Below are 18,330 nucleotides of genomic sequence, written 5' to 3' on the forward strand. Positions count from 1 at the left end.
CAAGGCCACCGCTCCTGCGGCCGCCCCCGAGGCCCCCGCCGCGGTGACCCCTGCCGCGGAGACCCCTTCGACCGAGACCTCCGGGGCCGAGCAGGCCGAGCAGCCTGCGGCTCCGGCGCGTACCCGGCGCCGTGCCACGCGCAAGGTGACCAGCCCCGAGCCGGTCCAGGCCGAGGCGGAGTCCGGTCCCGCGGCCGCCGCCGACACGCAGGCGAAGGAACTCCAGGCCGACCTGCCGCTGCACGCCGAGGCCGCCCCGGAGGCGGAGCAGGCCGAGCAGCCTGCGGCTCCGGCCCGTAGCCGGCGCCGTGCGACGCGCAAGGTGACCAGCCCCGAGCCGGCCCCGGCCCCGGCCCCGGCCGAGGACATGGCCGCGGCCGCCGCCGACGCACCCGCGAAGGCCCTGCAGGAGGAGCCCGCGGAGAAGCCGAAGCGGGGCAGGGCCGAGAAGCCCCAGGCCGAGAAGTCCAGGACGACCCGCTCGCGGCGGCGTACCGCTCCGGCCGCATCCTTCCTCGCCGCCGACGACGGCTCCCGCCGTCTGAAGCCGGGCGCTCTCGCGCCGCGTGACGAGGCGGGGGCCCAGGCCGGGGGCGAGGCCGCCGAGGGCGCCGCCCCTGAGCAGCGCGCCTACACCGCCAAGGCCGTCCCGGACGGCTCCGGCTGGGCCGTCGAGGTCGAGGACGCCTACGAGATCCGCGGCTACGGCGACACCGTCGAGGAGGCCCGCGTCGCCGCGGTCGCGGCCGTCGCGGAGGCGTTCGGCGTCCCCGCGGACACGATCGTCATCGAGGTCCAGGAGGCGCAGGGCGCCGAGCCCGCCGCGGTCCCCGAGGCCGAGGCCGCCCCTGAGGCCGAGCCCGAGGCGGAGCCCGCCCCCGCGCGCGGCCGCCGCCGGGTCGTACGGCCGCCCATGGCCGTGTTCCAGGCTCCGGTGTTCCAGGCCCCTGGTGTGGTGCAGGCGGAGCAGCCCGCCGAGCGCGAGGAGCAGGAGGAGCCCGAGGCGGACGAGTACGCCGCCGAGACCGGTGGGCGCCGTCGCCGTCGCCGCCGGCGCGGGGAGGCCGTGGAGGCCGCGGAGGCCGCGGAGGCGGTCGTGACCGAGCACGCCCCCGAGGAGCCCGAGGCCGCGCAGGAGGACGAGGCGGAGGCCGAAGGCGAGGAGTTCGAGGCCGACGAGCACGAGGGTGAGGGCGGCGAGCGGCCGTCCCGCCGTCGCCGCCGCGGTGGCCGCCGCCGTCGTCGCGGCGAGGCCCTCGACGGCGAGGAGGGCACGGTCGGCGAGGACGAGGAGGGCGAGGACGCCGGGGACGAGTCCGAGGAGGACGAGGAGTCGGCCGAGAGCAGCACCAGCCGCCGCCGTCGCCGTCGCCGCCGCCGTGGTGGCGAGGGGACGGCCGAGGAGAGCCTGGGCGAGGACGCACCGGAGCGCACGGTCGTCAAGATCCGTGAGCCGCGCAAGACGGCCGAGCCGGTCGACGAGGTGCAGTCCATCAAGGGCTCCACCCGTCTGGAGGCCAAGAAGCAGCGGCGCCGCGAGGGCCGCGAGCAGGGCCGCCGGCGTGTGCCGATCATCACCGAGGCAGAGTTCCTGGCCCGCCGTGAGGCGGTCGAGCGCGTCATGGTCGTCCGTGAGAACGGCGACCGGACGCAGATCGGCGTGCTGGAGGACGGCGTCCTCGTCGAGCACTACGTCAACAAGGAGCAGGCCACCTCCTACGTCGGCAACGTCTACCTGGGCAAGGTCCAGAACGTGCTGCCGTCCATGGAGGCCGCGTTCGTCGACATCGGCAAGGGCCGCAACGCGGTGCTGTACGCCGGTGAGGTCAACTTCGAGGCGCTGGGCATGGGCAACGGCCCGCGGCGCATCGAGGCGGCCCTCAAGTCCGGCCAGTCGGTGCTGGTCCAGGTCACGAAGGACCCGATCGGCCACAAGGGCGCCCGCCTGACCAGCCAGGTCTCGCTGCCCGGCCGCTACCTGGTCTACGTGCCCGAGGGCTCGATGACCGGTATCAGCCGCAAGCTGCCCGACACCGAGCGCGCCCGGCTGAAGCAGATCCTCAAGAAGATCGTCCCCGAGGACGCGGGCGTCATCGTGCGCACCGCCGCCGAGGGTGCGAGCGAGGACGAGCTGCGCCGTGACGTCGAGCGGCTGCAGTCGCAGTGGGAGGACATCCAGAAGAAGGCCAAGAGCGGCAACGCCCCGTCGCTGCTCTACGGCGAGCCGGACATGACCGTCCGGGTCGTCCGCGACATCTTCAACGAGGACTTCGGCAAGGTCATCGTCAGCGGCGACACCGCCTGGGAGACCATCCACGGCTACGTCTCGCACGTCGCGCCGGACCTGGCCGAGCGGCTGGGCCGCTGGACCTCCGAGGTCGACGTCTTCGCCACGTACCGGATCGACGAGCAGCTGCTGAAGGCGCTGGACCGCAAGGTCTGGCTGCCGAGCGGCGGTTCGCTGGTGATCGACCGGACCGAGGCGATGGTCGTCATCGACGTCAACACCGGCAAGTTCACCGGCCAGGGCGGCAACCTGGAGGAGACGGTCACCAGGAACAACCTGGAGGCGGCCGAGGAGATCGTGCGCCAGCTGCGGCTGCGCGACCTGGGCGGCATCATCGTGATCGACTTCATCGACATGGTGCTGGAGTCCAACCGCGACCTGGTCATGCGCCGGCTGCTGGAGTGCCTGGGCCGGGACCGCACCAAGCACCAGGTGGCCGAGGTCACCTCGCTGGGCCTGGTCCAGATGACCCGCAAGCGGGTCGGCCAGGGCCTGCTGGAGTCCTTCTCCGAGACCTGCGTGCACTGCAACGGCCGCGGCGTCATCGTCCACATGGACCAGGCCACGGCGGCCGGTGGCGGCGGCAAGCGCAAGCGCCGTCGTGGCGGCGCGGCGGAGGAGCCGGCGGTCGCGGAGACCGCCGCCCTGACCGAGGCCGAGGAGGCCGCGGAGGAGGTTCCCGAGCTGGAGCCGGTCGCGGTCACCGAGGCCGAGCTGGTGCCCGCCATCGGCGGGGACGAGGACTGGTACGGCAGCCCGGCCGAGGCCGAGGCGGCGGCGGGCCGGCGTTCCCGGCGGCGCGCCTCGCGGCGGGTCACCGCCCCGGTGAGCTCGCCGGACGCCACGGCCGAGATCGTCACCGTCGTCCCGTCGGTCGCCCCGGTCACCGAGCCCCAGGCGGCGGAGGCCGCGACGGCCACCGCCCCCGAGGCGCCCGCCGTCGTGGGCATCGCCGAGGCGGTGCAGGAGCCCGCCGCACCGGTCCGTGGCCGGCGCCGGGCGACCCGCAAGGCCACCGCGCCGAGCGCCCCCGCCGGTGAGGCCGCCACCGTGGTCGTCCCCGCGGCGGAGCCGGCCGTTCCGGCCCCGGCCCCCGAGCCGGAGCCGGTGGCGGAGGTCCAGGCGCCGGCCGCGCCGGTGCGCCGTCGCGCCACGCGCAGGGTGTCCGCCCCCGCGGGCGCGCCGTCCGCCGGCGAGGAGGCCGCGGTCGTGGTCGTCCCCGGCACCGAGGCGCAGCCGGAGGAGACCCCGGCGGCCGAGGCGGGGACGGAGGTCGTCGAGGCCGGGCAGGCGGAGCCGAAGAAGCGGGCCGCGCGCAAGACGGCCGCGAAGAAGGCTCCGGCGAAGAAGGCCGCCGCGAAGAAGACGGTCGCCAAGAAGACCGCCACCAAGAAGACGGTGGCCAAGAAGACGACGGCGAAGAAGGCCGCCGCCAAGGCCACGGCCGAGGCGCCCACCGAGGCGTCCTGACCCGGGGTCACCGTCCGCGGGCCGTTCCCCACCGGGGGGACGGCCCGCGGTGCGTACGGGGTCGCGCAGGCGCCGGTTTGACCCCATCGGGGACGCCCCGTAACCTTGACCTTCGGCGTTTTGACGCCCATTCCTGAGCATCTTCCTACCGGCCACGGCCGGCAGAGGCCCCCCAGCACCGCAGGGACGGCTGGCGTCAGGAGTGACGATCCGAGCGAGAGAGTGAGTTCCGCGTGTACGCAATCGTGCGCAGCGGTGGCCGCCAGCACAAGGTGGCCGTCGGCGACATCGTCGAGGTTGACAAGATTTCCACTGGCAAGGTTGGCGATGCGGTCGAGCTCTCGACGCTCCTCGTCGTCGACGGCGACGCCGTCACCAGCGACCCGTGGGTGCTGGCCGGGATCAAGGTCCAGGCCGAGATCGTGGACCACCACAAGGGCCAGAAGATCGACATCCTGCGGTACAAGAACAAGACCGGCTACCGCCGTCGTCAGGGTCACCGTCAGCAGTACACGGCCCTGAAGATCACCGGCATCCCCGCCGCTGCGAAGTAAGGGACTGAGGAGAGATGGCACACAAGAAGGGCGCATCGTCCACCCGGAACGGTCGCGACTCCAACGCCCAGCGGCTCGGCGTCAAGCGCTTCGGCGGCCAGGTCGTGAACGCCGGTGAGATCATCGTCCGCCAGCGCGGCACCCACTTCCACCCCGGCTCGGGCGTCGGCCGTGGCAAGGACGACACGCTGTTCGCCCTCGCCGCCGGTGCGGTCGAGTTCGGCACCAGCCGTGGTCGCAAGGTCGTGAACATCGTCCCGGTCGCCTGATCGGCCGCGATACGACTTCACCGAGGGCGGACCCTGTTTCCCGGACCGGGAAGCAGGTCCGCCCTCGGCGCGTTAACCCACAGACATTCCCGTACGCATCTGGAGGAACATCCGCATGACCACCTTCGTGGACCGCGTCGAGCTGCACGTCGCCGCGGGTAACGGGGGCCATGGCTGCGCCTCCGTGCACCGGGAGAAGTTCAAGCCGCTGGGCGGCCCGGACGGCGGCAACGGCGGCCGTGGCGGCGATGTGACGCTGGTCGTCGACCAGTCGGTCACCACGCTCATCGAGTACCACCACCACCCGCACCGCAAGGCCACCAACGGCAAGCCCGGCGAGGGCGGCAACCGTTCCGGCAAGGAGGGCACGGACCTGGTCCTGCCCGTCCCGGACGGCACCGTCGTCATGGACGGGCACGGCAACGTGCTCGCGGACCTCGTCGGCCACGGCACCACCTTCATCGCCGGCCAGGGCGGCCGCGGCGGCCTCGGCAACGCGGCGCTGGCCTCGGCGCGCCGCAAGGCGCCGGGGTTCGCGCTGCTGGGTGAGCCCGGTCAGAGCCGGGACCTCGTCCTGGAGCTGAAGACGGTCGCCGACGTGGCGCTGGTCGGTTACCCGAGCGCGGGCAAGTCCTCGCTCATCTCCGTGCTCTCGGCGGCCAAGCCGAAGATCGCGGACTACCCCTTCACCACGCTCGTCCCCAACCTGGGTGTGGTCACGGCCGGTTCGACCGTCTTCACCGTCGCCGACGTCCCCGGGCTCATCCCGGGCGCCAGCGAGGGACGCGGCCTGGGCCTGGAGTTCCTGCGGCACGTCGAGCGCTGCAGCGTCCTGGTGCACGTCCTGGACACCGCCACCCTGGAGTCCGAGCGCGACCCGCTGAGCGACCTCGACGTCATCGAGGCGGAACTGCGGGCGTACGGCGGTCTCGAGGACCGTCCGCGGATCGTCGTCCTCAACAAGGTCGACATCCCCGACGGCCAGGACCTCGCCGACATGGTCCGCCCCGACCTCGAGGCGCGCGGCTACCGGGTCTTCGAGGTGTCGGCGGTGGCCCACAAGGGCCTCAACGAACTGTCCTACGCCCTCGCCGGCATCGTGGCCGAGGCGCGCGCCGCCCAGCCGGTCCAGGAGGCCACCCGTATCGTCATCCGGCCCAAGGCCGTGGACGACGCCGGCTTCACCGTCACTGCCGAGGACGGCTTCTACCGCGTCCGCGGTGAGAAGCCCGAACGCTGGGTGCGCCAGACCGACTTCGCCAACGACGAGGCCGTCGGCTACCTCGCCGACCGGCTCGCCCGCCTCGGTGTCGAGGAGCAGCTGGTCAAGGCCGGCGCCCGGGAGGGCGACGAGGTCGTCATCGGCGCCGAGGACGACGCCGTGGTCTTCGACTGGGAGCCGTCGGTGGCGGCCGGCGCGGAGATGCTCGGACGCCGCGGCGAGGACCACCGCTTCGACGAGCCCCGGCCGGCTGCGCAGCGCCGCAAGGACCGGGACGCCGAACGGGACGACGTCCAGAAGGAGTTCGAGGGTTTCGACCCGTTCGATTCCTGAGCCGCGACCGCGAAGCACAAGGGCCGGCCCCCTCACCGAGGGGGCCGGCCCTTGTCCGTGCACGGCCGGCCGGGGGACCGGCCGGCGAGCGGTTCAGCTCATGGACGTCTGCAGGGGCGTCGCGCTGTCGCTCTCGTGGTACGACCGGGCCTCCTCGTCGAGGTCGGCCATCACGCGCTCGAAGTCGCGCGTGGAGAGCAGCAGCTTGTAGATGATGGCGAACTCGAAGATCAGCAGCAGCGCGGCCGCGGCGATCGTGGTCCCGATGATGGCACCGGTCAGCGGCGCGATGATGAAGACCGCCATCTGGAACTCGATGCCGCTGATCAGGTGCGGCCGGACCCGGTGCCGGATCAGGAAGTCGCGGAAGGCCGCGTAGGGGCCGAAACGACCCTTGAACGTCACCTGAAGGTCGATGACCCGCCCGGGTGCGGCGTCCGAAGCCTGGTCGGCCGGGGTGGCGGCGTCGGTCGCGACCGTGGCGGCCGGCCGGGCGGCGTCGGGACCGGTCCACTGCGCGGGGACGGTCCGTACGGACGCCTCCGCCTCCGTCTCGGCCTCGGCCTCGTTCCTGGCCTCCGCCTCGGCCTGCGTCTCGTCCTCCGAGCGCTCGCGCAGCAGGTCCTCCATGAAGGCGTGCGGCTTGGCGGAGTCGATCTCCTGCAGGCGCTTCTGGATCTTCTTGCGCATGCCGTGCCGCACCTTGAAGATCTGCAGCGCGTCGAGGTATCGCAGCGCGTCGAGGAAGATCACCGCGAGGGCGAGCCACATGTAGACGGGGTTGTCCGTGCGGTAGAACTGGCCGCCCATGAGGGCCGCGGCGCAGCACACCACGCGGATGCGGTCGAAGATGTAATCGAGCCAGCCGCCGAACTCGGAGCCCTTGCCGGTGAGCCGGGCCAGCTTCCCGTCCATGCAGTCCAGGATGAAGCTGAAGTGGTACAGCACGGCGCCGATGATCAGCCACTTCCAGTCGGCGAGCGCGAAGCAGGCCGCGGCTCCCAGGCCGAGGAAGAGGGCGCCCCAGGTGATCTGGTTGGGGGTGAGTCGGGTCCACCTGGCCGTCCAGCGCACCAAGGGGGTCGCCACGGGGTCGACCAGGAAAACGGTCCACCAGGCGTCCCGCTTCTTCTCGGTGAGGCGCCGTACTTCCGCGAGCGGCGGTATTTCCATGGACCAGAACCCTTTCGAGGCGAATCAGGCACCGAACCGGGTGGCGGATCGGTTGAGGCTGGGACGCGTCCGCGATGCTGCGCGGGCCGTCGGGCGAGCGGTGTCCCGCGGTGGGGCCTGCTCCAACCGTTCGTACGACGCGGGGCGACGGCAAACGGTTGTGTGGATGAATGGATAGTAAACAAAAAGTCGGCGGAGTGTACCGCGGGGCCCGTCCCGCAGGGGGTTAGGGGCGCCCGTGGCAGAGCCGTTAGGATGCGTCGGATGACGTGGTTGATTACTGGCGGTGCCGGATACATAGGTTCGCACGTGGTGAAGGCCATGACCGACGGCGGCGAGCAGGTCGTCGTCGTGGACGACCTGAGCACCGGCGACCCGCAGCGGCTGCCCGCCGGGGTTCACCTGGAGAAGGGCTCCGTGCTGGACGCGGAGCTGCTGGACCGGGTACTGCGCGATCACTCGGTGCGCGGGATCGTGCACATCGCGGCGAAGAAGCAGGTCGGGGAGTCGGTGGAGCGTCCGCTCCACTACTACCGGGAGAACGTCCAGGGCCTGCAGACCGTCCTGGAGGCCGCGGTGCGCGCCGGGGTGACCAGCTTCCTGTTCTCGTCCTCCGCCGCGGTCTACGGGATGCCCGACGTCGACCTGGTGACCGAGGAGACCCCGTGCGCGCCCATGAGCCCGTACGGGGAGACCAAGCTCGTCGGCGAGTGGATGGTCCGGGCGACGGGTGCTGCCCACGGCATCGCCACCGCCTGCCTGCGCTACTTCAACGTGGCCGGCGCGGCCACGCCCGAGCTGGGTGACGCGGGGATCTTCAACCTCGTGCCGATGGTCTTCGAACGGCTCTCCCAGGGGAAGCCCCCGCTGATCTTCGGCGACGACTACGAGACCCCCGACGGCACCTGCGTGCGCGACTTCATCCACGTCGAGGACATCGCCTCCGCCCACGTCGCCGCCGCGCGCCGGCTGGCGCAGGACCCGAACGCCGCCCTGGTGCTGAACATCGGCCGCGGCGAGGGCGTCTCGGTCGCCGAGATGGTGGGCATCATCGGCTCGGTCACCGGCCGCACCGACGCCACGGCGCAGGTCATCGAGCGCCGCCCCGGCGACCCCGCCCGGGTCGTCGCCTCCGCCTCGCGGATCGAGGAGGAACTGGGCTGGACCGCCCGCCACGAGGTGCGCGAGATGGTCGCCTCCGCCTGGGCCGGCTGGTGCCTGCGCCACCCGGAGCAGGTCCGGCACTGAGTTCCGTACCGAAGACCGCGGGAGGGGGGCTGCGACGGAACGAAATCGTTCCGTCGCAGCCCCCCTCCCGCGTCCGTGGCGCCGGTCACGCGACCCCGGCGCGCTGCCGTGGGACGGCCTGGGGGGCGCTCCGTGCCGCCGTCCTGGCCCGCCGCTCGTCCACCCGGGCCGCCAGGGCGTGCACGGCCTCCTGGAAGCGCTCCGCGGCGGACGGCGCCGCCGGGCCCAGCAGGTGTTCCTTGAGGTTCGCACGCGCGGTGGCCAGCGTGTCCTCGGCCGTGCCGCGCACCACGGCCAGCAGCTCGCCCAGGCCCGCCGCGTCAGGGGTGAGCACCGTCCCGGCCCGCACGGTGGGGAAGGACGCGCGGAATCCCGCCTCGCTCCGGTCGGTGGTGTTCGTCACCGCGTAGGGCTTGCCGCTCACCAGGAACTCGGAGATCACGCTGGACACGTCGGTGATCAGCAGGTCGCAGTGGTCGAAACAGGAGTAGAGGCCGGGACGCTCCTCGACGATCACCAGGTGCTCGTCCGCGGGATGCGCCGCCCAGTACGCGGCCTCCCACGCCGCGGTCGCCCGTCGTACGGCGGCTGCCACGCTCCCGTCCCCCGTCGTGCCGCGGTCGGCCATGCGCTCCAGGTCGTCGGCGTCGGGCAGCGACCAGGCGGCGGTCAGCCGGGCCAGTTCGCGCTCGCTGTGCCGGAGGAGGTCACGCTGCCCGGGGAGGGCGGAGTCCGTACGGCGCCGTTTGGCGTCCTCGATCAGTTCGACGATCCGCCGGTGGGCGGCACCGGCCCGCGGGTCGACGCTGCCGGTGAGCGGGTGCGGGCGGTAGAGCACGCGGACGGCGGGCTCGGCGAGCAACCGGCGGACGATGGCCTCACCGGCCACCGTGATCGAGGTGTTGCCGGGGTCGTCGGTCCACCCCTCCCAGGTGGGCGCGTAGAGCACCGTGAGGGTGCTCCCGGGCGCCGGTGGGCCCGAATGCGGCCGGATCCCGCCCAGTTGCGGACGGCCGACCTCCACGACGTCCTCGTCGGCCACGCCCACCTCGGCCAGCGCGTAACGCTCCCGGGCCGCGGGGCCCGCCACCCAGACCTCGTCGTACGCCTTCGCGTACGGGTTGCAGCTGGACAGCTTGTCGCTCTCGCCGTGGTTGACGAAGGCGTGCATGATCGACGGGATGCGCAGCACCTGTGAGGTCTTCGGCGCGTTGGCCGGGTGGAGCAGCACCTTGAGGCTGGAGTCGCCGAGCCGCATGAGGTCGGCGACCTTCGGCAGGCACACGATGGGGAGATCGGTGGGGCCGATGCGCGGCACCATCCCGCGCTCGCGCAGCAGGATCACCGGCCGCCCGTCGAGCTCGGCCAGGGGGGCCAGCCACATGTTCGCCTGGTAAGCGGAACTCGCGCCCCCGGAGAAGTACATGCCGACCGTGGGCTGGTAGCGGTCGAGCCAGCGGTCGAACCACTCGAGGACCTCCTCCGCGCCCGGTGGCCGCCTGCCGGGCATGAAGGACCGGGCGAGCAGGGCCAGCGCCACGGTGGCCAGCAGCGCGGACAGGGCGACGCCGTCGGCGGCGTACGCCGTGGCCCCGGTCGCCGCGGCCACGCTCAGCCCGAAGGTCGCCGGGCTCCCCACCAGCAGCAGCCGCAGGCCCGGCTGACGGGTGATCAGGGGTGGTGGCGGGGCGGGCAGCGGCAGTTCGGACGTGTCGATGTTGCGTGTGACGACGGGGAGCCGGCGTGCCCGTTGCGCCAGCGCGGCCCCGCCCTGGAGGGCGATGTGCGCGCCGTGGACGTACAACAGGCCGCCGAGGCACACGAGGTGGAACAGCACGGACTCCCGTTGGTCCAGGCGCAGCAGTCCGACGATCAGCAGCAGGTCGCGCAGGGACTGCCGGGTGACCGCCTCCGCCTGGAGCAGGCCGAGGGCCTTGGGCGGCGGGCGCTTGCCTGCGTGCAGGCAGACGTCGGCGGCGCAACCGGCGAGGGCGGCGCCCGCCATCAGGGCCCCGTTGGGCAGGGCCACGCCCACCACCTGCGCGATCAGGGCGCACATCTGGGCCAGAAGGAGGCCGAAGTGGTGGACTCCCGGCCGTTTCCCCACGGCACGTTTCACAGCGGCAACTTCCCATCGTCGTACGTTCGGCGGCCCGGCGGAACCGCCCGGACGCGCGAGCGTGCGCTGGGCCGCCCGGGGTGCCGGTTCGCCGTACCCGTGCACGCTGCCCCGTGTTCGAATCCGCAGGCAAATCGTTCCCATTGGGATGGTTCTCTTGTGACTTTTTTGCTTACGGAGTGAAGCGTCCCTTATATGAATTTCACATCTCGTCAAGGGGTGTTCGGGCGCGGGCTTCACGGCGCGTCTGCCCCGTACAGGCCGTCCCAGTCGCCGTCCGGTGGGTGGAAGGCGGCGGCGCCCGGTCGCCCGACTGCCGTAGATTGCGAAGCCGGCAGAGGGAAGGGACGGACGTGGCGAGCGCGAGGCAGGACGTGGCGGAGGCCCGGCGGGTCGTGGTCAAGGTCGGGTCGTCGTCGCTGACGACGGCGGCCGGGGGCCTGGACGCCGACCGGGTGGACGCCCTCGTGGACGTGCTGGCCAAGGCGTGCGGGACCCAGGAGGGCGCGGCCGCCAAGGAGGTCGTCCTGGTCTCCTCCGGCGCCATCGCCGCCGGCCTGGCACCGCTCGGGCTCACCCGGCGGCCCCGGGACCTGGCGCGGCAGCAGGCCGCCGCCAGCGTCGGCCAGGGCCTGCTCGTCGCCCGCTACACGGCCTCCTTCGCCCGGTACGGCGTTCGGGTCGGCCAGGTGCTGCTCACCTCCGACGACATGAGCCGCCGGGCGCACTACCGCAACGCCTACCGCACGCTGGACAAGCTGCTCGCCATGGGCGCCATGCCGATCGTGAACGAGAACGACACGGTGGCCACCGACGAGATCCGCTTCGGCGACAACGACCGCCTAGCCGCCCTCGTCGCCCACCTGGTCCGCGCCGACCTGCTCGTCCTGCTCTCCGACGTCGACGGGCTCTACGACGGCGACCCCGCCCTCCCGGGCACCTCGCGCATCGAGGAGGTCCACGGGCCGCGGGACCTGGAGGGCGTCTCCATCGGCAGCGCGGGCAAGGCCGGCGTGGGCACCGGGGGCATGGTCACCAAGGTCGAGGCCGCCCGGATCGCCGCCGGCGCCGGCATCCCGGTCGTCCTCACCTCCGCCTCGCAGGCCGCGGACGCCCTGGCCGGACGGCGGACCGGCACCCTCTTCCACGCCACGGGCAAGCGCTCCGCCGACCGGCTGCTGTGGCTGGCCCACGCCTCCACCCCGCTCGGCGCGCTGATCCTGGACGACGGCGCCGTGCAGGCGGTCGTCAAGCGCCGCACCTCGCTGCTGCCGGCCGGCATCGCGGCGGTCGAGGGCCACTTCACCGCCGGCGACCCGGTCGAACTGCGCGACACCTCCGGCCACGCCGTCGCGCGGGGCCTGGTGAACTTCGACGCCAAGGAGCTGCCCCGGCTGCTCGGGCGCTCCACCCGCGAACTGGCGCGGGAGCTCGGCCCCGCCTACGAGCGCGAGGTCGTGCACCGGGACGACCTCGTACTCCTGCACCACTGAGGCGGACCTCCTTCGTGGTTACTTCGTGAAAACCGCCCCGCGCCCGCTTCCGGGCTGCTGGACTTTGAGGGCGGAGCACGGAATCAGGCCAGGGACGCGACGACAGGGACGACAGGGAGGCCGCCGGTGAGACGAGGGCGCCCAGGGGCATCGTCGTCCCGAGGGACGGCGGAGCGGACACTGGTGAGCGTGACGAGCGACGACACCGCCCCGCCCGCGCGGGAGCGCCCCGTGTCCCGGCTCTGGCACGTGACGCTCAGCGTCTGCGGGCCCGAGGCCCCGCTCGCCGAGGTGCGACGCGCGCTGGAGCAGCTCGCCAACGACCACCCCTTCCTGCTGACCAGCCGGTACGCGGCCGACCACGCCGAGATCCGGTACTGGGAGGAGGCCCGCGACCTGCACGACGCCGCCGCGATCGCGCTGCGGCTGTGGGGCGAGCACCGCTCCTCCGCCAACCTGCCGCCCTGGGAGACGGTGGGCCTGGAGGTCATCGACCGCGACACCTACCACCAGCGCCTGGCGGAGGGTTACGGACCGCCCCCGGCGGCGCCCCTCGGCGTGCATCCCTACTGAGCCGCACCGGCCCGGCAGCCGTGCGCGGCACGGTCTCACCCGCCGGAAAGCCGTCCCGCCGGCCGGCGCCCACGCCGTACCCTGGCCGCTATGAGCAGCCGCAGCCACAGCAACGACGACCTCGCCGCCTCCCTGCCCTCGCCGTGGCCGAAGAGCCCGGTGCTGCAGGCCGCCTACCGCGCCCGTGCGGCCGCCGAAGACCTCGCGCCGCTGCCGCGCTCGGTGAAGGACGACGCGCTGCTGGCCATCGCCGACGCCCTGGTCGTCCGCACGCGGGAGATCGTCGAGGCCAACGCCAAGGACGTCGCCCGCGCGCGTGAGGCGGGCACCGACGAGGCGATCGTGGACCGGCTGACGCTGACCCCCGAGCGGGTCCGCGCCATCGCCTCCGACGTGCGGGACGTGGCCGGCCTGCCCGACCCGGTCGGCGAGGTGGTGCGCGGCTCCACGCTGCCCAACGGGCTGGACCTGCGCCAGATCCGCGTGCCGCTGGGCGTGGTCGGCATCATCTACGAGGCCCGGCCCAACGTCACCGTGGACGCGGCCTCGCTGTGCCTGAAGTCCGGCAACGCGGTGCTGCTGCGCGGCTCCTCCTCCGCGTTCCACTCCAACACCGCGCTGGTGACGGTGGTGCGCGACGCGGTCGGCGGCGCCGGACTGCCCGCCGACGCCGTCCAGTTGGTGCCGGGGGAGAGCCGGGAGTCGGTGCGCGAGCTGATGCGCGCCCGCGGCATGGTCGACGTACTCATCCCGCGCGGCGGCGCCTCCCTCATCAAGACGGTGGTCGAGGAGTCCATCGTCCCGGTGATCGAGACCGGCACCGGCAACTGCCATGTGTACGTGGACGCGCAGGCCGACCTCGACACGGCCGTCGCGGTCCTGCTCAACTCCAAGGCGCAGCGCCCGAGCGTGTGCAACGCCGCCGAGACGCTGCTGGTGCACCGGGACATCGCCGCCGACTTCCTGCCGCGCGCCCTGGACGCGCTGGCCGGGGCCGGGGTCACCGTGCACGCCGACGAGCGGGTGCGGGAACTGGCCGAGAAGAGCGGCACCAAGGCCACCGTCGTCCCGGCCACCGCCGAGGACTGGGAGACGGAGTACCTGAGCCACGACATCGCCGCAGCCGTGGTGGACTCGCTGGACGCCGCCGTGCAGCACATCCGTCTGTGGTCCTCCGGGCACACCGAGGCCATCGTCACCACCTCGCAGCCGGCCGCCCGGCGGTTCACCCGGTTGGTGGATTCCGCGGCCGTCGCCGTCAACGCCTCGACCCGGTTCACCGACGGCGGGCAGTTCGGCTTCGGCGCGGAGATCGGCATCTCCACCCAGAAGCTGCACGCCCGGGGGCCGATGGGCCTTCCGGAGCTGACCTCGACCAAGTACGTCTACACCGGGGACGGCCACGTCCGCGGCTGACCGGCCCCGGCGGACGGACGGAGTTTCCGAGCGGCCTGCCCAATCCGCGTCATCGGCCCTATTCTGGACGGGTGCCGGACGAACTGGGGGGCAAGCCGTTCCCGGACGGCGAGGACCACGGTGGCGCGGATGACGAATTCGCGTCCGTGGTGCTCGACGAGGCCTTCATACGGGCGGCCGCCTTCCACGAACCGAGCGCCCACGAGCGCATGCTCGCCGCCGCCACGGCCCAGGCCGAGGCCGAGGCGTCTCGTCCGCGTGTGCTGGGCGGGGAGGACGGCAGCGGTCCGTACGACCAGGAGGAGGCCGAGCACTCCGCGGAGGACGAGGAGTACGAGGACCTCTACGCCCAGCGCCGCCCGTACCGGGGGCACGGCCGCTGGCACCGGACCGTGGCGTGGGTGCTCGCCGTGGTGATGGGCATCGGCGTCGTCGCCCTGACCTTCGCGGCGGTCTACCGGGGCGCCGGAGGGGCCCGCCAGCCCTCCGTACCGCCCTCCCCGACGGGCCGGATCGGAGCCCCGTCGCTACCCCCGGTGGCGGTCAGCCACACCCCCTGAGCGCCTCGCGAACTTGTCCCGTACCAGGACGTTTTAAAGGGCCCTGACAGACCTACGCTTGTTGTATGGCCGGGCCTGGAGACCCACCGGAGGGGAACCCCGAGGGCTCCCCGGGAGGTGGTGAGGACGAGTACCGATCCGTCGTCTTCGACGAATCGTTCGTCCGGGCTGCCCGGATACAGGAGTTCTCCGCGCGGGAGCGGCTGGACGGATCGGCCCGCTCGGTGCGCACCCGCCGGCTCTGGGCCCGCGGCGGCGCCCCGCGCCAGGCCCTGGTCCTCGTCCTCCTGATCGCCGTGGCCTTCGGCACCGCCGTCTACCTGGGCATACGCAATCCCTACGACCAGCCCGCCCCTCCCGTGGCGCAGTCGCTGCAGATCACCCTGCTGCCGCTCGCCCCCACGGCCGCGGTGGCCGCCGTGGACCGGTCCCGGCCGTTCGCCGGGCAGCGCGCCGAGCACTACCGGGCCGGCGGGACCGGATACGCGCTGCCCCCGGCGCGCCGCACCGCGCACTTCAGCGAGAGCCAGGTCATGCAGGCCCTGGTCTCCGCCAAGGAGTACCTGGTCGCCTCCTCCGCCGATCCCGACGCGCTGACCGGCGGGGACATCCGCACGGTGCGCACCATGCTGGACCCCGGACAGCTCGACCAGTTCGACCGCAGCCTGGAGCGGCCCGCCGACGACGGGCGCCACGCGGCGACCGGCTGGCTGGTGCGCTTCGACCCCGCCCGCGTCGCCCTCGCCGACGACGAGGTCAAGGTGCGCGGCACCATGACCGTGTCCGAGGCGGGGGAGGAGGCCCTGGAGGTCGTCACGGACCACACCCTGGTCTACGCCGTGCAGGCCGCCACCGGGGGCAGCGGCCAGGCCTCCCTGTTCACCGTGCGGCGCGAGCTGCGGCTGCGCTTCGACCGCGCGGACCTGCGCGACAAGCACGTGGAACTGCTGCAGGCCGCCGTCGAGGCCGGGCCGCTGTCCTGCGTGACCGCCCCCGTGGCGCACTTCCTGCCGCTGCTGGCCGGGCAGCGGCCGCCGGTGCAGCCCGGGGTCGACCCCCACGACCACCGCCACGAGATCAGCTCGGTGTGCGGCGTGCTCGCCCCGGCCCCGGCGGCCGGACCCGGGATCAGCCCTCCGGCGGCGGGTCCTGCGAGTCCTTCGGCGGGCGCCCCGACGGGCCGGAGCCCGAGCCCGGCGTCCCGGTGAAGCGGTCGCGCAGCCGGCCGCCGACGTCGCCGGCCCCCGCCCCGATGTCGGAGAGCAGCTTCATGAGCGGGTCCTTGCTCGTCTTCACCGTTTCGGCGTAGTGGCTCGCGGATTCCTTGAACGAGTCGTAGACCGAGGTGTCCTTGTCCTCGCTGCGCCGCGGGTAGTGGCCGTCCATGATGCGCTGGTGGTCGCGGCTCGCCGCCCACTTCTTCAGCTCCGCGGCCCGCACCGTGGTGAACGGGTGGCTGCGCGGCAGGACGTTGAGGATCTTCAGCACGGAGTCGCGCAGGTCGCCGGACTCCTCGTACTCCTCGGCCTGCTTCAGGAAGGCGTCCACGTTCATCTCGTGCAGGTGGTTGCCGCCGGCGATCTTCATCAGGCCGCGCATCGAGGCCTGCAGGTCCTGGCCGACCAGGAGTCCGGCACGGTCCGCGGAGAGCTCCGACTTGCGGAACCACTCGCGCAGCGCGGTGACGATCGCCATGATCGCGAGGTTGCCGAGCGGAATCCACGCCACCCGCAGGGCCAGGCTGGTCAGGAAGAGCAGGATCGTGCGGTAGACGGAGTGGCCGGACAGCGCGTGGCCGACCTCGTGGCCCACGACGGCCCGCATCTCCTCCTCGTCCAGCAGCTCCACCAGCCCGGTGGTCACGACGATGATGGGCTCGTCCAGCCCGATGCACATCGCGTTGGGCTGCGGGTCCTGGGTGACGTACATCGCCGGGACCTTGGGCAGGTCGAGGATGTAGCAGGCGTCCCGCAGCATGTCGTTGAGGTGCGCGAACTGCTGGTCGCCGACGCGCACCGAGTCCGAGAGGAACAGCAGCCGCAGCGAGCGCTCCGGCAGCAGGCCGCTGAGCGCCTTGAAGACGGTGTCGAAGCCGCTCAGCTTGCGCAGTGCCACCAGCGCGGAACGGTCCGCCGGGTGCTCGTACGCGCGCGAGGAGATGCCCTCGAAGCGCCGCCGGTTGCGTCCGGGAAGCCGCCCTCCGTCGTTCGCGCCGCCGCTCGCACCACTCGAATCGTTCGGACCGGACATATGTCCCCGCCCCCCTGTTCGGCCGTTGGGTACCTAGTGAGGACGCGCGGAGCCACCGCGAAGTTCCACCCCGGCCGCCCGTACGATGTTGCCGAGTCCTCCGCCCGTCGACAGACCCCGAAGCCACCAAGGGACAGCCGAATGACCTCCTACGCGACCGCCGCCGTTCTGACCACGCTCGCCGAGGGCGAGGGCGGCGGCAACCACGAGAGCCTGAGCCCCTACCTCACGGGCGGTGGCGCGCTGTTCGCGCTGCTGCTGCTGCTCTTCATCACCACCCGCTTCAACCGCGACCGCTGAGCTCGATCAGGCGATGCGGGTAGGGTCTATCCGCATGAAGGAGCGAATCGGTGTGATGGGTGGGACGTTCGATCCCATCCACCACGGTCACCTCGTGGCGGCCAGCGAGGTGGCGCACCTTTTCCAGCTGGACGAAGTGGTCTTCGTGCCCACCGGCCGGCCCTGGCAGAAGAGCGAGCAGAAGGTGTCGGCGGCCGAGGACCGCTACCTGATGACGGTGATCGCCACCGCGTCGAACCCGCAGTTCTCGGTCAGCCGCAGTGACATCGAGCGCGGTGGCCGCACCTACACCATCGACACGCTCCGCGACCTGCGGGCCGAGCACCCCGAGGCGGAGCTGTTCTTCATCACGGGTGCGGACGCGCTGGCCCAGATCTTCTCCTGGCGCAAGGCCGAGGAGCTGTTCTCGCTGGCGCACTTCATCGGCGTCACCCGCCCCGGGCACACCCTGTCCGACCCCGGCTTCCCGGCCGGCGGGGTCTCCCTGGTGGAGGTGCCCGCCCTGGCGATCTCCTCGACCGACTGCCGTCAGCGGGTCGCCAAGGGGGAGCCGGTCTGGTACCTCGTGCCCGACGGCGTCGTCCGCTACATCGACAAACGCAGGCTGTACCGGTAAGTGATCAGCGGCTGATCGGCAACTGGAGGGGTCCCCAGTGAACGACTACCCCCGATGGCAATACGCCGAGGGAACACCCGAGCGGGGCGGTCAGGAGCCCTACGGAGAAGACCCCTACGCACAGCAGCAGGGCGACTACGCAAACGGTTACGGCAACGAGTACGGGCAGTACGACCCGTACGCCCAGCAGACCGGCGAGCAGACCGGTCAGCAGCCCTCGTACCAGGGCCAGCAGGGGTACCCCGGGCAGCCGTACTACCCGCAGGAGCAGCAGCAGTACCAGCAACCGCAGCCGCCGCAGCAGCAACCCCAACACCCCCAACAGTCCCAGCAGACGCAGCAGTACCAGGGGTGGATCCCGCAGCAGCCGCAGTACCAGGAGCCGTACTACGAGCAGCAGCAGTACGGACAGCAGCCGCCGGCACCCCCGCAGCCCCCGTCGCAGAC

At 72.6% G+C, this 18,330-nt stretch carries 15 protein-coding genes and 1 pseudogene; 13 read left to right on the forward strand and 3 right to left on the reverse strand.

Annotated features, from left to right (window positions below):
* The 4 genes from PV350_RS33365 to obgE all read left to right on the forward strand — a co-directional run.
* Positions 1–3,757: Rne/Rng family ribonuclease (locus tag PV350_RS33365; RefSeq protein WP_500337395.1), on the forward strand; the 3,757-nt coding region annotated here is incomplete at its 5' end.
* A 233-nt stretch (positions 3,758–3,990) separates the two neighbouring features.
* A complete protein-coding gene (gene rplU / locus PV350_RS33370) occupies positions 3,991–4,311 on the forward strand; it encodes a 50S ribosomal protein L21 (protein WP_018556584.1) in 321 nt (106 codons plus the stop codon).
* A gap of 14 nt (positions 4,312–4,325) precedes the next feature.
* Positions 4,326–4,580 (forward strand): 50S ribosomal protein L27, encoded by a 255-nt coding sequence (gene rpmA, locus PV350_RS33375; protein WP_449706282.1) that lies wholly within the window; start codon positions 4,326–4,328, stop codon positions 4,578–4,580.
* Positions 4,581–4,695: 115 nt separating this feature from the next.
* Positions 4,696–6,135 carry a GTPase ObgE gene (obgE, locus tag PV350_RS33380; protein WP_500322943.1) on the forward strand — a complete coding sequence of 480 codons (1,440 nt, stop codon included), beginning with the start codon at positions 4,696–4,698 and terminating at the stop codon, positions 6,133–6,135.
* A 93-nt stretch (positions 6,136–6,228) separates the two neighbouring features.
* Here obgE and PV350_RS33385 read toward each other — a convergent pair whose 3' ends face one another.
* Positions 6,229–7,308 (reverse strand): CDP-alcohol phosphatidyltransferase family protein, encoded by a 1,080-nt coding sequence (locus PV350_RS33385; RefSeq protein WP_500337396.1) that lies wholly within the window; start codon positions 7,306–7,308, stop codon positions 6,229–6,231.
* A 264-nt stretch (positions 7,309–7,572) separates the two neighbouring features.
* Here PV350_RS33385 and galE point away from each other — a divergent pair, with 264 nt between their 5' ends.
* Complete coding sequence (gene galE, locus PV350_RS33390) at positions 7,573–8,556, forward strand: UDP-glucose 4-epimerase GalE (protein ID WP_500337397.1); 984 nt, start codon at positions 7,573–7,575, stop codon at positions 8,554–8,556.
* Between the two features lie 85 nt (positions 8,557–8,641).
* Here galE and PV350_RS33395 read toward each other — a convergent pair whose 3' ends face one another.
* The gene (locus PV350_RS33395; protein ID WP_500337398.1) at positions 8,642–10,675 is read right to left on the reverse strand and encodes a hypothetical protein; all 2,034 of its coding nucleotides are present in this window, start codon (positions 10,673–10,675) and stop codon (positions 8,642–8,644) included.
* Positions 10,676–11,049: 374 nt separating this feature from the next.
* Here PV350_RS33395 and proB point away from each other — a divergent pair, with 374 nt between their 5' ends.
* The 5 genes from proB (at position 11,050) to PV350_RS33420 (ending at position 15,925) form a co-directional block, all read left to right on the forward strand.
* A complete protein-coding gene (gene proB / locus PV350_RS33400; protein ID WP_500337401.1) occupies positions 11,050–12,168 on the forward strand; it encodes a glutamate 5-kinase in 1,119 nt (372 codons plus the stop codon).
* Between the two features lie 126 nt (positions 12,169–12,294).
* Positions 12,295–12,741, forward strand: coding sequence for a DUF8830 family protein (locus PV350_RS33405; protein WP_499511861.1), 447 nt, complete (start codon positions 12,295–12,297; stop codon positions 12,739–12,741).
* 90 nt (positions 12,742–12,831) lie between these two features.
* Positions 12,832–14,157, forward strand: a complete 1,326-nt coding sequence (locus PV350_RS33410; RefSeq protein WP_499511860.1) for a glutamate-5-semialdehyde dehydrogenase — start codon at positions 12,832–12,834, stop codon at positions 14,155–14,157.
* Between the two features lie 71 nt (positions 14,158–14,228).
* The gene (locus PV350_RS33415; RefSeq protein ID WP_500337399.1) at positions 14,229–14,717 is read left to right on the forward strand and encodes an SCO2584 family spore wall biosynthesis protein; all 489 of its coding nucleotides are present in this window, start codon (positions 14,229–14,231) and stop codon (positions 14,715–14,717) included.
* Positions 14,718–14,782: 65 nt separating this feature from the next.
* On the forward strand, positions 14,783–15,925 hold the full coding sequence (locus PV350_RS33420) for an SCO2583 family membrane protein (RefSeq protein ID WP_500337400.1): 1,143 nt from the start codon (positions 14,783–14,785) through the stop codon (positions 15,923–15,925).
* Here the strand turns inward: PV350_RS33420 and PV350_RS33425 are convergent.
* Positions 15,846–16,967: a M48 family metallopeptidase gene (locus tag PV350_RS33425; RefSeq protein WP_499511857.1), complete on the reverse strand. Its 1,122-nt coding sequence runs from the start codon at positions 16,965–16,967 to the stop codon at positions 15,846–15,848. The genes PV350_RS33420 and PV350_RS33425 overlap by 80 nt on opposite strands.
* Positions 16,968–17,108: 141 nt before the next feature.
* On the opposite strand from PV350_RS33425, the gene PV350_RS33430 reads away from it, so the two are divergent.
* The 3 genes and pseudogenes from PV350_RS33430 to PV350_RS33440 all read left to right on the forward strand — a co-directional run.
* Positions 17,109–17,267, forward strand: coding sequence for a hypothetical protein (locus PV350_RS33430; RefSeq protein WP_018556595.1), 159 nt, complete (start codon positions 17,109–17,111; stop codon positions 17,265–17,267).
* 34 nt (positions 17,268–17,301) lie between these two features.
* Positions 17,302–17,883 carry a nicotinate-nicotinamide nucleotide adenylyltransferase gene (gene nadD, locus PV350_RS33435; protein WP_499511856.1) on the forward strand — a complete coding sequence of 194 codons (582 nt, stop codon included), beginning with the start codon at positions 17,302–17,304 and terminating at the stop codon, positions 17,881–17,883.
* Positions 17,884–17,920: 37 nt separating this feature from the next.
* Positions 17,921–18,330 (forward strand): annotated as a pseudogene (locus PV350_RS33440) (hypothetical protein); the annotation flags it as partial.

Origin of the sequence: Streptomyces sp. PA03-6a (assembly GCF_033792765.1) — a bacterium.
In the GTDB taxonomy this organism is placed as follows: Bacteria; Actinomycetota; Actinomycetes; order Streptomycetales; family Streptomycetaceae; genus Actinacidiphila.

Bases quoted from the DNA above. Each gene is read 5' to 3' on its own strand.
- obgE (WP_500322943.1), top strand. From the start codon at position 4,696: ATGACCACCTTCGTGGACCGCGTCGAGCTGCACGTCGCCGCGGGTAAC.
- PV350_RS33420 (WP_500337400.1), top strand. From the start codon at position 14,783: ATGGCCGGGCCTGGAGACCCACCGGAGGGGAACCCCGAGGGCTCCCCG.
- PV350_RS33385 (WP_500337396.1), bottom strand. From the start codon at position 7,308: ATGGAAATACCGCCGCTCGCGGAAGTACGGCGCCTCACCGAGAAGAAG.
- PV350_RS33425 (WP_499511857.1), bottom strand. From the start codon at position 16,967: ATGTCCGGTCCGAACGATTCGAGTGGTGCGAGCGGCGGCGCGAACGAC.
- nadD (WP_499511856.1), top strand. From the start codon at position 17,302: ATGAAGGAGCGAATCGGTGTGATGGGTGGGACGTTCGATCCCATCCAC.
- PV350_RS33430 (WP_018556595.1), top strand. From the start codon at position 17,109: ATGACCTCCTACGCGACCGCCGCCGTTCTGACCACGCTCGCCGAGGGC.
- PV350_RS33410 (WP_499511860.1), top strand. From the start codon at position 12,832: ATGAGCAGCCGCAGCCACAGCAACGACGACCTCGCCGCCTCCCTGCCC.
- galE (WP_500337397.1), top strand. From the start codon at position 7,573: ATGACGTGGTTGATTACTGGCGGTGCCGGATACATAGGTTCGCACGTG.
- rpmA (WP_449706282.1), top strand. From the start codon at position 4,326: ATGGCACACAAGAAGGGCGCATCGTCCACCCGGAACGGTCGCGACTCC.